Below are 14,018 nucleotides of genomic sequence, written 5' to 3'. Positions count from 1 at the left end.
CGGGCGCTACCAGTAGCACAAATGCTCATCTACGATGGAATTACGCCAAACTTCCCGAGCCTGCCACCAGCCAAACAGGAGGGCGCCGACGTGCGCATCGCCATCTATGCCTTCACCGGCATCACCATGTTCCATCTGTCTGTGCCGCAGATGGTCTTCAACGAGGTTGCCCGCCAGGGCTTGGCAGCGTGGGAAACCGTCCTGTTCTCCGACGACGTTGCGCCGATCACGACGGCGGAGGGGTATCAGATCACTGGGCTGAGTGGGCCGGACGCGGCAGCTGGCGCCGAGGTTGTCGTTGTCCCGTCCTGGTACGACGATGGTCGCCCGGCTGGGCAGCCCCTGCGACAGCTGCTCGTTGACTGCCATGACCGGGGTGCTTCCATTGCCGGACTCTGTCTGGGCACGTTCCCCATCGCAGACGCAGGTCTGCTCGCCGGCCGCAGGGCGGTCACGCACTGGCAGGGGTTCGACCAGCTCACGGCTCGACACCCGGATCTGGAGATCGACGATTCAGTTCTCTACATCGACTACGGCGATGTCATCACCTCGGCTGGCACAGCCTCGGCGTTGGATGCCTGTCTTCACATGGTCCGAACCCGGCTGGGCGCCGCCGCGGCCAACCAGGTGGCACGCAGTCTGGTCATCGCACCGCACCGCGACGGTGGGCAGGCGCAGTACATTCAGCGACCGCTGCCGGAACATGCCGATGACGACCCGATCTCTCGGGTTCTCGATTGGGCAGTCGATCACCTCGACGAATCACTGCCGGTCGAGAGGTTGGCCGAGATCGCACACATGAGTGTGCGGACCTTCATCCGCACCTTTCGGGCATCGACAGGGGCGACGCCTGCTTCGTGGGTGCGCATGCGTCGCCTCGATGAGGCCCGTCGGGCGCTGGAGACCACGAGCGTGTCGATCGATCAGATCGCCGTGAACTGCGGATTCGGCAGTGTGGTCACTTTGCGGCAGAACTTCGCTGCCGCGTTCAAGACGACGCCTTCGGAATATCGTCGCCGGTTCGAAGCGCGGCCCGAACTTAGTCGGCTGAAGTGAGCTGAGCGTTCGACTCGTCGGCCTGGTTCGCCTTCTTGTTCTTCTTGCCCTTGAGCAGGAACCGGTCGACGCTGAGGCGTCCCGGCCCCATAGCTGCCAGCAGAAGGGCGCCTGCTGCCAGAGCTGCCACGAGTTCCCAGCCGCCCTGATCGACGAACGGCACGGGAGTCAGGTGGACGATGAGAAGGGCTCCGATGAGGTTGGCTGCCAACAGAACCCCGACGATCGGAGTCAGGGCGCCGAGGATGAGCAGCGCGCCGCCGATGAGTTCGACGAACGTGGCGAACGGCGCCGCGATGTCCGGCAGCGGCACGCCCATCTGTGCGAATGACTGGGTAGTTCCGGCGACGGTCCACTCATTGAACTTCTGCCAGCCGTGGGCGATGAAGATGGCGCCGAGGGCGATCCGAGCGATGACGGTGATGATGTCGCGAGCGATGGTCGGGAATCCGGTCGTGGCGTACACAGCGATCTCCAGGGTTGATTGAAATTGCAATTACAGAGTATGCGCTGCGCTTGGCAAGACGCTGACAGCAGTTTCGCTTGTCATCTGAGATCGTCGCGGACGGCCGTGGCTGACGACGCTGGCCGTCGGAGTCTGATGCTCAGAACCCGTAGGCAGCGTCCTTCGCTTCCCTGATCGAGGCGTAGGTCTGTGTGAGCACAAGGGTGTCCTCGACGAGCCGGTCGAGGCGGGCGATGACATCGTTGTTGACGATCTGGTTGCGCAGCAGGTCCTTCTCCTCGACGAATACGTACGGCTGCACGACCTGAGCCTTCATGTATGTCAGGATCGGCTGCAGCTGTTGCTGGGGGATGAGATAGTGCTTGGCTGACCCAGCGGTCGCGACCATCGCCACGACCTTGTCGCGGAAGGCATTGACCGGCAGCAGGTCGAAGATGTTCTTCAGCGTCGCCGGAATCGAGGCCTGGAAGATCGGCGTGCCGATGACGATGGCATCGGCATCCACGAGGGCCCGGGTGACACGACCGGTATCCCCGGTGTACTCGGTGAAGTTTCGTCCGTCACTGAAGACCATGTCGACCTCGGCGAGGTCGATGAGGGTGGCCTCGACGTCCGGGTCCTGGGCCAGCACCGTCTGGGTGACGTGTTCCATGACGGTCCGCGTCTTCGTGCCGACGTTCGAACCCGAGATCGCGACGAGCTTCATCGGGTGACCTCCTTCGCCGTGTACTTCTTCAGGGCCGGGATGATCTCGGAGCCGATGATCTCGATCTGCTTCATCACCTGGTCATAGGGCATGCCGCCGAAATCCATCTGACCCAGGTACCGCTGATGGCCGAACACCTCATGCTGGTGCAGCATCTTCTCGACAATCTGCTGGGGGCTGCCGAGGTTGACGATGCTGTGCGGGTCCACCGCCTGGGCGAAGAGTTGCTTGGGCATGCCCTGACCGTTCGTGCGCTTCATCCCCTCGTTGATATGAGGGTAGAGTCCGCGCAGCGCCTCCTGCGAGGTCTCGGCAACATGGAAGAATCCCGCAGTCGCGATCGGCAGGGTATCTGGGTCGAACCCTTGGTGGCGTGCCGCTTCCCGGTAGGCATCGACCGTGGGTCTGAACGACGAGGTTGTCCCACCCAGGTGCGCCATGACCATGGGCACCCCGGCCAGGCCGGCCTTGATCGCGCTCGTCGGGGCACCACCCACGGCTCGCCAGATCGGCAGAGAATCCTGTGCGGGACGGGGGAGCACCTCGGCGTCGTTCAGCGGTGCACGGAACTGGCCCCTCCAGCTGAGCTTCTGCTCGCGATTGATTCGGTTGAGCAGCTCGAACTTCTCTTCGAACAGCTCCTCGTAGTCGCGCAGATCATAGCCGAGCAGTTCGAAGAGCCCAACGCGTGAGGCGCGACCGGCGACGAGTTCGGCCCGGCCGCCGGAGATGTGGTCGATCGTGGAGAAGTTCTCGAACACGCGAACCGGATCTGAGGTGCTCAGGATCGTCGAGGTGCTGCCGATTCGGATGGCGCTCGTCGCCTGGGCGATTGCGCCGAGGATGATGGCGTGAGCCTGCGAAGCGAAGTACTCCTGGTGACTCTCACCGACGCTGAAGAAGTCGAAGCCAGCATCCTCGGCCGCCTGCGCATAGCCGATGAACTCGCGGATGCGCTCGCCCGCACTGACTCTGGATCCGTCGGCCGGGTTCGGCAGATGATCGCCGAGGCTGTACATCCCGAACTGCAGTCCCTGGCCGGGCGTGAATCCGAAGTGATCCATCATGCTCAAGTGATCCATCACGTTCGCGGGCTCAGTGTGGGTGGTGGTGTCGGTCATGTTCTCTCCTCGGTGACGGCGAATTCGAAAAGTATCGTTTGCCATGTCAACTGATCGGTGCGGAGAAAAATTCCCTAGGGCTTTTCGTCTGCCTCGCGGCGCTTCACACTGTGCTCGTAGAGCTTCTTCATCAGCGCATGCAGCTGCGTCTTCTCATCCTCATCGAGGGCCTCATCGAAGAGCGCAGACTGGAATTCGATCTGGGCCGGGTAGGCCTTGTCGAGCCGTTGCCTGCCGACGTCCGTCAAGGAGATGAACTTTGTCTTCCAGTCCTGTGTGCGTGAGATCAGACCATCACGTTCGAGCCGGGAGACCATCCGGGACACACCTCCGCCGCTGACCGTGAGTCCCTTCGCCAGATCCGACTGGGTGACCGGTTCAAAGGCGCGGATGTGGCTGAGCATCTCGAACTGGGCGATGGTGAGATCGAAATGGTGCAGGTGAGTATTGGACATCTGGTTGCTGTTCTGAACGAAACGCACCATGCGCAGCCAGATCAACGTGCTCAGCGACAGATCCTCCATCGCGCCTCCTGTGATCTCGGGCCAAGTGTGTCGGCGGTGCTGCCTGATGGTCAATCTACATCGTGGCGAAGCGACAGATGACAGCGACAGATGACGAAGGCAAGGAACTCAAAGTTCCTTGCCTCTATTTACTTTATAGTGCAGATGGGGACTTGCGGCAAGGCCCCGTCTGCGGGGCAGACTGGTACCTCGGGTTGAGAGAGTGGAGCAGTTGTGACTGAAGTGATCATCGTCGGTGCCGGGCCGACCGGGTTGATGCTGGCCGCAGAGCTGGCTCTGGCAGGGGTGGACAGTGTTCTTGTCGAGAGACGAGCAAACCAGGACCTCGTCGGAACGCGAGCGCTGGGTCTGCAGTCGCGGACCCTTGAGATGCTCGATCAGCGCGGCATCGTCGATCGTTTTCTAGATGAGGGCCAAGTCGCTCAAGTTCTGGGGTTCGGCAACACGCGACTGGGCATCATCGACTTTCCGTCACGGCACCCGTACGGATTGGGTCTCCGGCAGCAGCGCACCGAACAGATCTTGGCCGGGTGGGTCGAGGAGCTCGGGGTGAGAATCGACTACGGCGTTGAAGTCACCGGGTTCGATCAGGACCGCAGCGGAGTTGAGGCTCAGCTGTCCGATGGTCGTGTGCTGCGCGCTGACTATATCGTCGGCTGTGACGGAGGGCGCAGTCGGATCCGCAAGGCTGCGGGGATCGATTTTCCCGGTTGGGAGCCGACGATGAGCAGCCTCATCGCCGAGGTTGAGCTGACCGAAGAACCAGAATGGGGCGTCCACCAGCACAAGTTCGGAACGCAGGCGTTCAGCCAGCTTCCGAATGGCCGGGCAAGTCTCGTCGTCTCTGAGAGGGAGCCGCAGGAGAGCTCAGAGCCCACTCTCGATGATCTGCGCTTCGCGCTGACCGAGGCATGGGGGAAAGACTTCGGGGTTCGCGATCCGAGTTCGCTGACTCGCTTCACCGACATGGCTCGGCAGGCCGCGAGCTATCGTTCCGGACGGGTGCTGCTGGCCGGAGACTCGGCGCACGTCCACTCGCCGGTCGGTGGCCAGGGCCTCAACACCGGCGTCCAAGACGCGATGAACTTAGGGTGGAAACTGGCGCGAGTGATCAAGGGGACGTCGTCAGAGAACCTCCTCAATACCTATCACCGGGAGCGTCACGCAGTCGGCGCGCGAGTCATCCACCACAACCTGGCCCAGACGGCACTGATGCGAATGGACGACCGCGTCAAAGCCCTCAACGAAGTGATCGATGGCTGGCTCCACATGGACGAGCCGCGCAAATCACTTGCCGGCGACCTCTCCGGCCTCGCCATCCGCTACGAGGCGCGAACCGAAATTGTCGGTACAGCCGATGCTGCCAGTGGAACCGATGACCCCAGCTCAGACGTGCACCCACTGGTGGGTCGTCGCATGCCTGACCTGGACCTCCACACTCCAGCGGGGGCACGGCGAGCATTCACGCTTCTCCACAGCGCTCGCCCAGTGCTGCTCAGCCTCGGTGATCCCAGTGACATCGACATCACAGCATGGGCAGATCGTGTCGATCGTGTCGATGCGCGCTACTACGGTGTGTGGGATCTGCCGGTCATCGGCGAGGTGTCGGCTCCCACTGCCGTGCTCATCCGCCCGGACGGCTATGTGGCGTGGGTCGGGCAATCGTCGGCCGCAGGGCTGAGCGAGGCGCTGGGATTCTGGTTCGGTCTCTAGGTCTTCGTGGAACAATGGGTAGCAGAGCTCGCGTGTGCGCCGGGAAGAAGGATTGATTCGTGAATAGCCAGAACTCAGCAGTCGGTGAGACTGACGACCGCCTCGGCGCGGGACGGACTGCCGCCGTCATCATCGCCTCCACCTCGGCAGCCAGGGGAGAGGCGGCCGATACCACCGGGCCGATCCTCGTCGACTGGCTGCGCACCCGCGGATACGAGACTCCCGATGCCATCGTCGTGCGTGACGGCGAGCCCGTCGGTCAGGCGCTGGGCACGCTCCTCGTCGACACTCCCGAACACGAACGCCCACGCATCATCGTCACCAGCGGCGGCACCGGACTGGCTCCGGACGATCGAACTCCGGAATTCACCGCCGAACTCCTCGAACGACAATCCCCGGGGCTCGTCTACGCGATGTGGCGCAAGGGCCTGGAGACGACCACCTCGGCGGTGATGAGTCGCGGCGTCGCCGGCGTTCGGGGCCGCAGCTTCGTCATCAACTTTCCCGGCTCGAAGGGCGGCGTCAAGGACGGCATCACCGTCATCGATGACCTCCTCGAACACATCCAGACTTCCATCGAGGACACCACCGACCACGGACCAAGGGTCTGATCACCATGGCTCAACGCAGGGCCGTTCGTGCCCGAGTCCACAGATTCGACGCCAGCGGAGAGATCTCCGCCGGGCCCGACTCGCTGGCTGGGGAGGAGCCGCTGGAGGTCAGCCTCAACGGGGAGCAGTTCTCCGTGACCATGCGCACACCCGGCAACGACATCGAACTCGTGGCCGGCTATCTCCTCTCCGAAGCGATCATCACGACCATGGCCGACATCGAGGAGATCGACTTCTCCACTGGGCTCGCTCCCGACGGGACTCGGAACCACAACGTCGCGGCTGTGCGGCTGCGACCCGGAATCTGGAGCGCCGAGGCGGCCCCCGCCCGATCCGTCTACACCTCGTCCTCGTGTGGGATCTGTGGAACCGCGGCCATCGACGCGGTGACGAAGACCTCCGCCTACCCCCTGATCCCGGCTTCCTTCCACCTCGACGAGGATAACGATGAGGAGTACCGGTTCCCGCCCCTGCTCTCGGCCGCACGGCTCGGTGAGCTGCCCGACCGCCTGCGCACACAGCAGGACGTCTTCGACAAGACTGGGGGAGTCCACGCCGCCGCGCTCTTCGCCGTCGGTGCTGACCCGAACGATGAGCCGGAACTCCTCGTCGGACGTGAAGATGTGGGTCGTCACAACGCCGTCGACAAGGTCATCGGCTGGGCGATGTCACACCAGGGAAGTGGTCTGCCGCTGAGCCGAACGGTCCTGCAGGTCTCAGCGCGTGCCTCATTCGAACTGGTGCAGAAGTCAGCGATGGCAGGCATCCCGATGATGTCGGCCGTCAGTGCACCCTCGGCGCTGGCCGTCGATCACGGCAAGAGTGTGGGTGTCAGCGTCATCGGCTTCAACCGCAGGGGCCGTTTCAATGTCTACTCATACCCGGAGCGGGTTGCCTGAGCCCCGGCCCGATTCCGGCCAAGGTGATTGTGGCCCATCGGGTCGCTGCACCTGGAGCCCTTGCCTCTGCTGGGCCGCCTGCCAGCCGAGATAGCTGCCTTCGAGTTCGATGACGCGGTGCCCGGCTCGCCGCAGAGCGCTGGAAGCCACCGAGTTGCGCACACCGCTCTGGCAGAAGCTGAGGATCGTGCCCGAAGCTGGCAGCCGATCCTGATGCCACAGGACCCGCCCCGCACTCAGCTGCACTGCGCCGGGGATCGTGCCCTGCGCGAATTCCGATGCGTTGCGTACATCGAGGAGCATCTCGTAATCAGTCGAGTCGAGGTCGTCCGGCCCCACCAGATCGGGGACAGCTGCGGGGAGTCCGTCGGTGGCGGTGACATAGCCTTCAACTGTGTCGATGCCGACCCGAATGAGGTGATTTCGTAGGTGGTGAGCGGTGTCCGAGCCGTCGGTCAGAAGCACGAGAGGCCGAGTATCGGACTTCGGATCCAGCACCCAGCCCGCATGGACGGCAGGCTTGTTCCAGGCCGGAATGTTGATCGCGTCCCGAACCGCGCCCGCATGGACACCGTGCTGATCCCTGGTGTCGATGAGGGTCACAGCGGCGTTCGCCAGGCCCTCGCGGACTGCAGTGACACTCAGTTCTGGCAGCACCGACTGTGGACCGAGAATCGCAGGCCCTTCCAGGTTCTGTCGTTTCATGCGACCGAAATAGGAAGGAGCATCCGGCTGTCCGTCTAAGAGCTCGTCGATGAAACCCTGCTCATCGCCGGCCGCAAGATGGTGGCCCCACCAGGAGAAGCTGCGTTCGTAGCCGACTGTGATGGTGTAACCGTCGGCCAAGCGTTCGCCCTCGTGCCCGTATTGCCAGTCAGCTCCGCCTTCACCGGGCAGATGGGCAGTTGCGCCGGTGGAATCGGCCAATTCTCGAGTACCGGAGAAGAAATCGGCGTGAATGTGCGTCTCGGTGACGTGGGCGATGCGCATTCCTTTGGCTTCGGCCAGCTCCAGGTAGGCGCTGATGTCCCGACTGGGGTCGATGACGATGACGATGGCGTCGCCGGTGGCCTGACAGCCGATGAATTAGCTCGCGTGAGATAGGTCCTCATCGTAGATTCGTTCGAGCAACATGACGTTTCTCCTGTCCGACTGCCAGGGTGAGGCTGCTGCACCGCTGCACCGCTGCACCGCTGCACCGCTGCAGGGCATCGTCTTAGATACTGTGAGCCAGACCTTGGGCGAGCACCTCGGGGCACCTCGGGGGTCAGCAATACCCGACTGATGGTCAGGGACTCGCCTTCAGAATACGCCGCCCGGCCGACGGGGGACAGGCATCAGCGGTCATCTCTAGGTCACGAGACGACATCGATGTGGAGGGCTCGGCGCGAGATTTTGGTCTGCTCTGTGGCGAGTCAGTCGGGCCTGAATCCACCGCGGGAAGGATCGGCAATTCAGTCTTCAGAGGGAAGTGGCCCCGCAGGTGCGCGCATACGCTGAATTCATGGGCTACCCCGCCCAGCTGAGGTAAAGGATTCGCCATGACTGAGGTCACCATCAACAACAACCGACTGACGATCGTCTTTCCCGGGTGGGAGCGGCTGATGGCCGGACGCCGTTTCCATTCTGTTCCCCTCGATGCGATCCGCGCCTCCGAAGTCACCGGGTGGCCGTCGGAGTTTTTGGGTCTGCGATCTGGTCTGAACATCTCCGGCTACCGGAAGCTCGGCACCTATCGGCACCCGAACGGCACACGTCGTCTCGTGGCGATGAAGGCCGGTGAACCGGTGCTGCGCATCCGTTTGACCGACGGCTCTGAGAACGGGGGATTCGATGAACTGCTCATCTCGACACCCAATGCCGAAGAGGTGAGCGCCGCGCTGCGAAGGTCACCGAGGTGAGCGCCGCGATTCAGGACTGAACTTGCGCAGCCGCGGTCGGCGGCAGCCCTAACCTTCTGTGGATTCCTCGACCACCCTGTCTGTGGCCAGCAGGGTCCGGTCTCCGGCTCGAAGAGTACCCACACCCGTCGATGTGAAGACGTCGGGAACTGCCACGATGCCCGAGCCCTCGGCAGGGTAGCCCCTGGCGAAGCTGCCGGTGGCTGCGTTGTGGACCCGCAGACTCTCGCCCTCGCGCAGGTAGATGAGCCCGCCGACGGCAGCCTCTAAGACCACGGGCTCGGGCAGAGAGACTGGCAGTTCGTTCGTGCCCGTCTCATCGATGACCGTCAGGCCCTGCTCGTCCCTCGTGATGATCAACTCCGAGTTCGCATCTCGAGCGATCTCGCTGGCGGACTCGTCGAGGACATCACCAGTTTCTGCATCGATGACGGGCCCGGACCCATCGTCGGCATCGAGGTGAATGAGACCGTCGACCTGTTCGGGGAAGGCTGTAAGCCCCTCGACGCTCCAGTCGTGATCCGCCAGCGGAATCTCCCACGCGGTGTCTCCTCCGTCCGAGGCGGAGAGAGTGTCCTGATCAACACTGAGGATCGTCCCCTGATACTCGCCGAGGACGCGCGAGGTCGAGGATTCCTCATCTGCGACTTCACCGGAGTCAGAGTCGAGTGCCACAGCTTCTCCGTCATCGGTGTCGCCGTCATCGTCGGCGGGCGAGAAGACCGTTCCCGGGCCTTGCAGCGGACCGGGCACGTCTGTCGGGCCCCACTTCTGTTCGCCCGTTTCCAGGTCATAGGCGCTCGCCGTCACCTCGGTGCTGCAGCTTTCGTCAGATGCCGAGTCGGTGAGCACCGCCAGCGGTTTCCCCTCACTGTCGGCGGTCACGGTGAACCCGGTGCAGCCCGTAGGTCGCTGGGCCTGCCACAGGGTGGTGCCGTTGCTGTCGACGGCGCTGAAGTTCAGCCGATCCTCGCTGCTGCCTGCGGACAGGAAGACATCGCCGAGGTGCTTGACGTCGAGGTCCCAGTCCGGTTCCACGAGTTCGAGCGGTTCGACGATCAGCGGCAGCTGCAGGTCGGAGGCATCGACCGCATCGAGCTTCGTGTCGACCTGCTTCGGTTCGCGTTCGAGCTCGGGCGGTTCCTCGGCCGAGGTGCAGCCAAGGAGAGCCAGTGTGGTGGTCAGCGCGATGGTCAGACTGACGAGTCCTCGCCTGGCCATCAGGGCCTTCGCTCGTCTCTGACCCGGTTCGGTGCCTTCGCGGTCTCCGGCCCGGTCTCTGTCTCCGATCCGGTCGCAGTCTCTGTCTGCTCCTGACTCTCGTCCCTGCCCGTCCTGTCCCTATTGCGACGGCGTTCATGCCGGAACCACAGGGCGATGGCGACGACTGCCAACAGGCAGACGACGAGGATGTCGACCGTGGTCGACGTCCAGGAGCTCGCCCATTCCTGAATATGGGCAAGGGTTGAGGTTGAAACCAGAGACGGTGCCGAGACCAGACCATTCGTCATCCAGAACACGATGCCGATGAGGATCATCAGGGCTCCGGTGATCATCGAGATGATGGGTAGCCGGCGGCCGAAGAAGTTGACCGAGCCTCCGCGCATGACCGACCTGGCTCGCGGCCCCATCCGCGACCACAGGGCCGCGATGATGAACAGCGGCACGACCATGCCGGCACCATAGATCGCCAGCATCACACCGCCGAGGAATACGCTGCCTCTCGTAGCCGCCAGAGTCAGGACCGCGCCGAGGATGGGCCCGGAGCAGATTCCGGCAATCCCGCTCGTGGCACCCAGGAGGAAGGTCTTCGTTGCTCCTGTCGCCGTTGCGGACTTCGACCTCATGGCGTCGGCACCCGGCAGCGCCCGAGCGGGGTCGAACCCGAATCCGAAGAACTGGACGATGCCGAGGATGACGAGGATCACCGAGGCGACGAGGACGATCGTTCCGCGATAGGCCGTGAAGATTGCTCCCAGGGTTCCTGCTCCCATCCCCAGGGGGATGAGGACGAGCAGCATTCCAACGTAGAAGATGACACCGTGGAGCAGCAGTCGTGACCCGGCCCCTACCGTGGAGCCGAAGAAGGCCGGCAGCAGCAGCGCCGCGCACGGGCTGAGCAGTGCGAGGACTCCGCCGATGAAAGCGCTGAGTAAACCGATGTCCATCAGTTCGCTCCTTCCAATTTCTGTTCTATGGCGTCGACGAAGACGCTGGTGGGCTGGGCTCCGACGTAGGGTTGATCGCCGAGGATGAACGTCGGAGTCGAGAAGGCGCCGAGTTCGGTGCCCATCTTGGCGTTCTTGTCGACAGCCGCGGCTGTTTCAGAGGAGTTCATGTCCTTCTCGAACTGGTTCATGTCGAGGCCGATATCGGCGGCCACGGATGTCAGCGCTTCGGGAGAGAGCTCCTCCGGCGGACGTGGTTTGCCTCCGGCGAACAGCTTCTCGTGGAACTCCCAGTGCTTTTCCTGCAGGGCGGCTGCGTATGCCGCCTTGGCGGCCTGTTCGGACGCGGAGCCGAAGACGTTGACCTCGCGCCATTCGATGCGCAGATCATCGGAGTCGACGTAGTCGAGCATCTTCGGCAGAGTGTCCTGAGACCAGGCCGCACAGTACGGGCACTGATAGTCGGAGAAGACGACGAGAGTAACCGGAGCATCCACCGGACCGTCGGCCAGAGGGTCGTCATCGTCGCTGTCGAAATCGCTGACATCCTTCTGCTGGGGATCCTCGACCTCGGTGACGACGACATCCGACTCCTTCTGTCCGGCGGTGGTCTGGCCAGAATCGTCGCCCTGCTCTCGATCCATGAAGAGGATCATGAGCACGAGAGCCAGGGCCGAGGCGATGACCACGAGGGGTATCCACCAACGGTATTGGGGTCTGAGCGCTTCGTGTCTCGGCATATCACCACTCCTGAATTACTATGAAACTTAATAAAGTGCATGTCGTGGCGGGCCAGTGCTGCCACGTTCATTCCTGACTCGTGATCAACAGCGGTGTCTGTGGATCACCGATGAGCGCGGCACCGGATTCGGAGATGTGGTGTGGGGCTCCGAGCTGCTTGGTCGCCTTGAGCAGTGGAGTGTCCTTCTTGATGGGACTGCCGTCGCGAGCGGATCTGGCTGTGACTGACTGCTCCTCCTGGTCCGAGTCGCTCTCGTTCTCCGGCTCGCTCCCACTCTCTGAGTCGAAGGTGATGAGACCTGCGCCCACTGCGGAAACCTCGGCGTGGGCAGGCAGCGGTGTGCTCCAGCGATTGGTCCCATCGGCGTCGAAGCCGTGCAGTTCGGACCCGACCGTGACCAGGGTGTCGCTCGATGAATCGAACCAGGCCCCAGCGATCTCGGAATCGACGATGGCACCCGAGCGCATGTCGATCAGAGTCCGCATGTCGCTGCCGGCGTCGCCCAGCAGTGCATGAGTGGTGCCGATCGGTTCCCAGGGCACCTCCCTGGCCTCGGACGTTGACATGCTGAAGTCCTCGGCGGCTCGGTTCCATCGCTCTTGTCCATCGAGATCCTCACCGACGATGTCACTGCCCTGGCTGCGAACGAGATGTTCACCGAACAGTGCCACCACACGTGGCGAGGCGTCGCCACCTTCACCTGCGTCCTCTCCTTCGGCGGCGACCACGTCTCCGGTGGCCGGGTCGAGTGCGGTGCGGGGACCGCTGGGTCCGATGTAGTCCTTCGGTGTGCCTGCGAAGATGAGGCCGTTGCCCAGCATTGCGCCGGGCGTCTCCACCGGTCCCCACTGTTTCTGACCGGTCTTGAGGTCATAGCCGCTAGCGGTAGGTGTGAGTGAGTTGCCGGTCGAGAGGTCTTGGTCCATGAGGACTGCAATGGGCCCATCATCGGTTGTGGTGACGAGATAAGCGGAACAGGCTCGTGGACGCTGCGCAGTCCACAGGACCTCCCCGGTCGAATCGACAGCACGATATTCGAGGCTGTCATCGTTCTCGTGCATCGACAGGAACGTCCCGTCCGCTTCCTGGGCGGAGGCGTCCCAACCCGGGTCGACGGTGCGAGACGCAGCGGAATCGCTGTCTGCCTCACCATGATTGGAACTCAAAGCTTCACCGGCATCGAAACTCGGAGCTCGTGACCCAGCCGAGCTCGGCTCGGACGACTGGGACTCCGAAACGAACGCAGAGCAAGCGCTGAGCGGCAGGACGACGGCGAGCGCGAGTGGCAGAACGGCTGAGGCGATGGGTCGTGGTCGCACGCCGCCTTACCCTTCCGCCTCGGCGAGGGCATCGTCGACGGCACCGACGAATTCCTTGGTCGGTTGGGCACCCACGAGGGGTTTGCCGCCGATGACGAACGTCGGGGTGCTGGCCACGCCCAGGGAAGAGCTCTCTTGGGCGTTGGCCTCGAACTCGTCGTGAGCGTTGACCGAATTCAGGTCTCCCTTGAACTTGGTGGGGTCGAGGCCGAGTTCCTTGGCGGTGGACACCAGTGAGTCGTCGTCGAGCTCGGATTTCGGAGGGTGCTCACCGCCTTCGAACATGGCATTGTGGAACTCCCAGTATTTGTCCTGGAGGCCGGCGGCATAGGCAGCCCGGGCCGCCCTTTCGGACTCCTCACCGAAGACGGCGAGGTCACGCATCTCAATGCGCAGATCACCCTTGTCGACGTATTCCATCATGGTTGGCAATGTCTCCTCGTTCCAGGTGGCGCAGTAGGGGCACTGGTAGTCGGAGAACATGACGAGAGTCACCGGCGCATCGACATCGCCGACGGCGCGGCTGTCGTCTTCGACCCGGTGCTCGACGAACGACAGGTCGATCTCTTCGCCCTCGGAGCCTGAATCGCTGCCGGAACCCGCTTCGCTCTGCGAGTGTGCGTCCGCACTGTCGTCAGAGGGGCCTTGGCTGGCGATGACCACGCCGATGAGCACCGTAGCGAGAACGATGACGGCTAAGGGCACGAGCCAGACCATGGGGCCGCGATCGGAACGGAACACGGGAGCCTCCTTGAAAATGTCGGGTTGGAGTCGGATCGGCACGCATTCGAG

Annotated in this window: 15 protein-coding genes; 5 read left to right on the top strand and 10 right to left on the bottom strand. The window is 63.2% G+C overall.

Annotation, left to right across the window (positions count from 1 at the left end; translation table 11 throughout):
• Positions 1-21: 21 nt before the first annotated feature.
• A complete protein-coding gene (locus tag HX613_RS18335) occupies positions 22-1,056 on the top strand; it encodes a GlxA family transcriptional regulator (RefSeq protein WP_235346643.1) in 1,035 nt (344 codons plus the stop codon).
• Here the strand turns inward: HX613_RS18335 and HX613_RS18330 are convergent.
• The 4 genes from HX613_RS18330 to HX613_RS18315 form a co-directional block, all read right to left on the bottom strand.
• A complete protein-coding gene (locus HX613_RS18330) occupies positions 1,040-1,552 on the bottom strand; it encodes a DoxX family protein (RefSeq protein WP_268827010.1) in 513 nt (170 codons plus the stop codon). The two genes, HX613_RS18335 and HX613_RS18330, sit on opposite strands and share 17 nt — an antisense overlap.
• 109 nt (positions 1,553-1,661) lie before the next feature.
• Positions 1,662-2,228 (bottom strand): NADPH-dependent FMN reductase, encoded by a 567-nt coding sequence (locus HX613_RS18325; protein WP_235346642.1) that lies wholly within the window; start codon positions 2,226-2,228, stop codon positions 1,662-1,664.
• Complete coding sequence (locus HX613_RS18320) at positions 2,225-3,349, bottom strand: LLM class flavin-dependent oxidoreductase (RefSeq protein WP_235346641.1); 1,125 nt, start codon at positions 3,347-3,349, stop codon at positions 2,225-2,227. The genes HX613_RS18325 and HX613_RS18320 overlap by 4 nt, the downstream gene beginning before the upstream one ends.
• Positions 3,350-3,423: 74 nt before the next feature.
• Positions 3,424-3,873, bottom strand: a complete 450-nt coding sequence (locus HX613_RS18315; RefSeq protein WP_235346640.1) for a MarR family winged helix-turn-helix transcriptional regulator — start codon at positions 3,871-3,873, stop codon at positions 3,424-3,426.
• 213 nt (positions 3,874-4,086) lie between these two features.
• On the opposite strand from HX613_RS18315, the gene HX613_RS18310 reads away from it, so the two are divergent.
• From HX613_RS18310 to fdhD, 3 genes are read left to right on the top strand one after another with little or no spacing between them, the layout of a single operon-like run.
• Positions 4,087-5,586 (top strand): FAD-dependent monooxygenase, encoded by a 1,500-nt coding sequence (locus HX613_RS18310; protein WP_235346639.1) that lies wholly within the window; start codon positions 4,087-4,089, stop codon positions 5,584-5,586.
• A 59-nt stretch (positions 5,587-5,645) separates the two neighbouring features.
• Positions 5,646-6,197, top strand: coding sequence for a MogA/MoaB family molybdenum cofactor biosynthesis protein (locus HX613_RS18305; RefSeq protein ID WP_235346638.1), 552 nt, complete (start codon positions 5,646-5,648; stop codon positions 6,195-6,197).
• Between the two features lie 5 nt (positions 6,198-6,202).
• A complete protein-coding gene (fdhD, locus tag HX613_RS18300) occupies positions 6,203-7,096 on the top strand; it encodes a formate dehydrogenase accessory sulfurtransferase FdhD (RefSeq protein ID WP_235346637.1) in 894 nt (297 codons plus the stop codon).
• On the opposite strand, the gene HX613_RS18295 is transcribed toward fdhD, so the two are convergent.
• Positions 7,073-8,179 carry a rhodanese-like domain-containing protein gene (locus HX613_RS18295; protein ID WP_442862618.1) on the bottom strand — a complete coding sequence of 369 codons (1,107 nt, stop codon included), beginning with the start codon at positions 8,177-8,179 and terminating at the stop codon, positions 7,073-7,075. The genes fdhD and HX613_RS18295 overlap by 24 nt on opposite strands.
• Positions 8,180-8,637: 458 nt before the next feature.
• Here HX613_RS18295 and HX613_RS18290 point away from each other — a divergent pair, with 458 nt between their 5' ends.
• Entirely contained in the window at positions 8,638-8,997 is a 360-nt protein-coding gene (locus HX613_RS18290; protein WP_235346636.1) for a hypothetical protein, read from the top strand.
• 48 nt (positions 8,998-9,045) lie between these two features.
• Here HX613_RS18290 and HX613_RS18285 read toward each other — a convergent pair whose 3' ends face one another.
• From HX613_RS18285 to HX613_RS18265, 5 genes are all read right to left on the bottom strand, one after another.
• Positions 9,046-10,218 carry a hypothetical protein gene (locus HX613_RS18285; RefSeq protein ID WP_235346635.1) on the bottom strand — a complete coding sequence of 391 codons (1,173 nt, stop codon included), beginning with the start codon at positions 10,216-10,218 and terminating at the stop codon, positions 9,046-9,048.
• Positions 10,218-11,165 (bottom strand): cytochrome c biogenesis CcdA family protein, encoded by a 948-nt coding sequence (locus tag HX613_RS18280; RefSeq protein ID WP_235346634.1) that lies wholly within the window; start codon positions 11,163-11,165, stop codon positions 10,218-10,220. The genes HX613_RS18285 and HX613_RS18280 overlap by 1 nt, the downstream gene beginning before the upstream one ends.
• Positions 11,165-11,905: a DsbA family protein gene (locus HX613_RS18275; protein WP_235346633.1), complete on the bottom strand. Its 741-nt coding sequence runs from the start codon at positions 11,903-11,905 to the stop codon at positions 11,165-11,167. Before HX613_RS18275 ends, HX613_RS18280 begins: the two co-directional genes overlap by 1 nt.
• A 67-nt stretch (positions 11,906-11,972) precedes the next feature.
• Positions 11,973-13,073, bottom strand: a complete 1,101-nt coding sequence (locus tag HX613_RS18270) for a PQQ-binding-like beta-propeller repeat protein (RefSeq protein WP_235346632.1) — start codon at positions 13,071-13,073, stop codon at positions 11,973-11,975.
• A 159-nt stretch (positions 13,074-13,232) separates the two neighbouring features.
• Positions 13,233-13,967: a DsbA family protein gene (locus tag HX613_RS18265; protein ID WP_235346631.1), complete on the bottom strand. Its 735-nt coding sequence runs from the start codon at positions 13,965-13,967 to the stop codon at positions 13,233-13,235.
• Positions 13,968-14,018 lie beyond the last annotated feature (51 nt).

Origin of the sequence: Brevibacterium sp. UCMA 11754 (assembly GCF_021532275.1) — a bacterium.
In the GTDB taxonomy this organism is placed as follows: domain Bacteria; phylum Actinomycetota; class Actinomycetes; order Actinomycetales; family Brevibacteriaceae; genus Brevibacterium.
The sequence above is the reverse complement of the archived record's forward strand: the minus strand, read 5'-3'. Positions and strand labels throughout refer to the sequence as shown.

What these genes read in the sequence shown, in the direction of transcription:
- HX613_RS18280 (WP_235346634.1), bottom strand. Translation starts at nt 11,165, where the DNA reads ATGGACATCGGTTTACTCAGCGCTTTCATCGGCGGAGTCCTCGCACTG.
- HX613_RS18290 (WP_235346636.1), top strand. Translation starts at nt 8,638, where the DNA reads ATGACTGAGGTCACCATCAACAACAACCGACTGACGATCGTCTTTCCC.
- HX613_RS18335 (WP_235346643.1), top strand. Translation starts at nt 22, where the DNA reads ATGCTCATCTACGATGGAATTACGCCAAACTTCCCGAGCCTGCCACCA.
- fdhD (WP_235346637.1), top strand. Translation starts at nt 6,203, where the DNA reads ATGGCTCAACGCAGGGCCGTTCGTGCCCGAGTCCACAGATTCGACGCC.
- HX613_RS18315 (WP_235346640.1), bottom strand. Translation starts at nt 3,873, where the DNA reads ATGGAGGATCTGTCGCTGAGCACGTTGATCTGGCTGCGCATGGTGCGT.
- HX613_RS18285 (WP_235346635.1), bottom strand. Translation starts at nt 10,218, where the DNA reads ATGGCCAGGCGAGGACTCGTCAGTCTGACCATCGCGCTGACCACCACA.
- HX613_RS18325 (WP_235346642.1), bottom strand. Translation starts at nt 2,228, where the DNA reads ATGAAGCTCGTCGCGATCTCGGGTTCGAACGTCGGCACGAAGACGCGG.
- HX613_RS18320 (WP_235346641.1), bottom strand. Translation starts at nt 3,349, where the DNA reads ATGACCGACACCACCACCCACACTGAGCCCGCGAACGTGATGGATCAC.
- HX613_RS18275 (WP_235346633.1), bottom strand. Translation starts at nt 11,905, where the DNA reads ATGCCGAGACACGAAGCGCTCAGACCCCAATACCGTTGGTGGATACCC.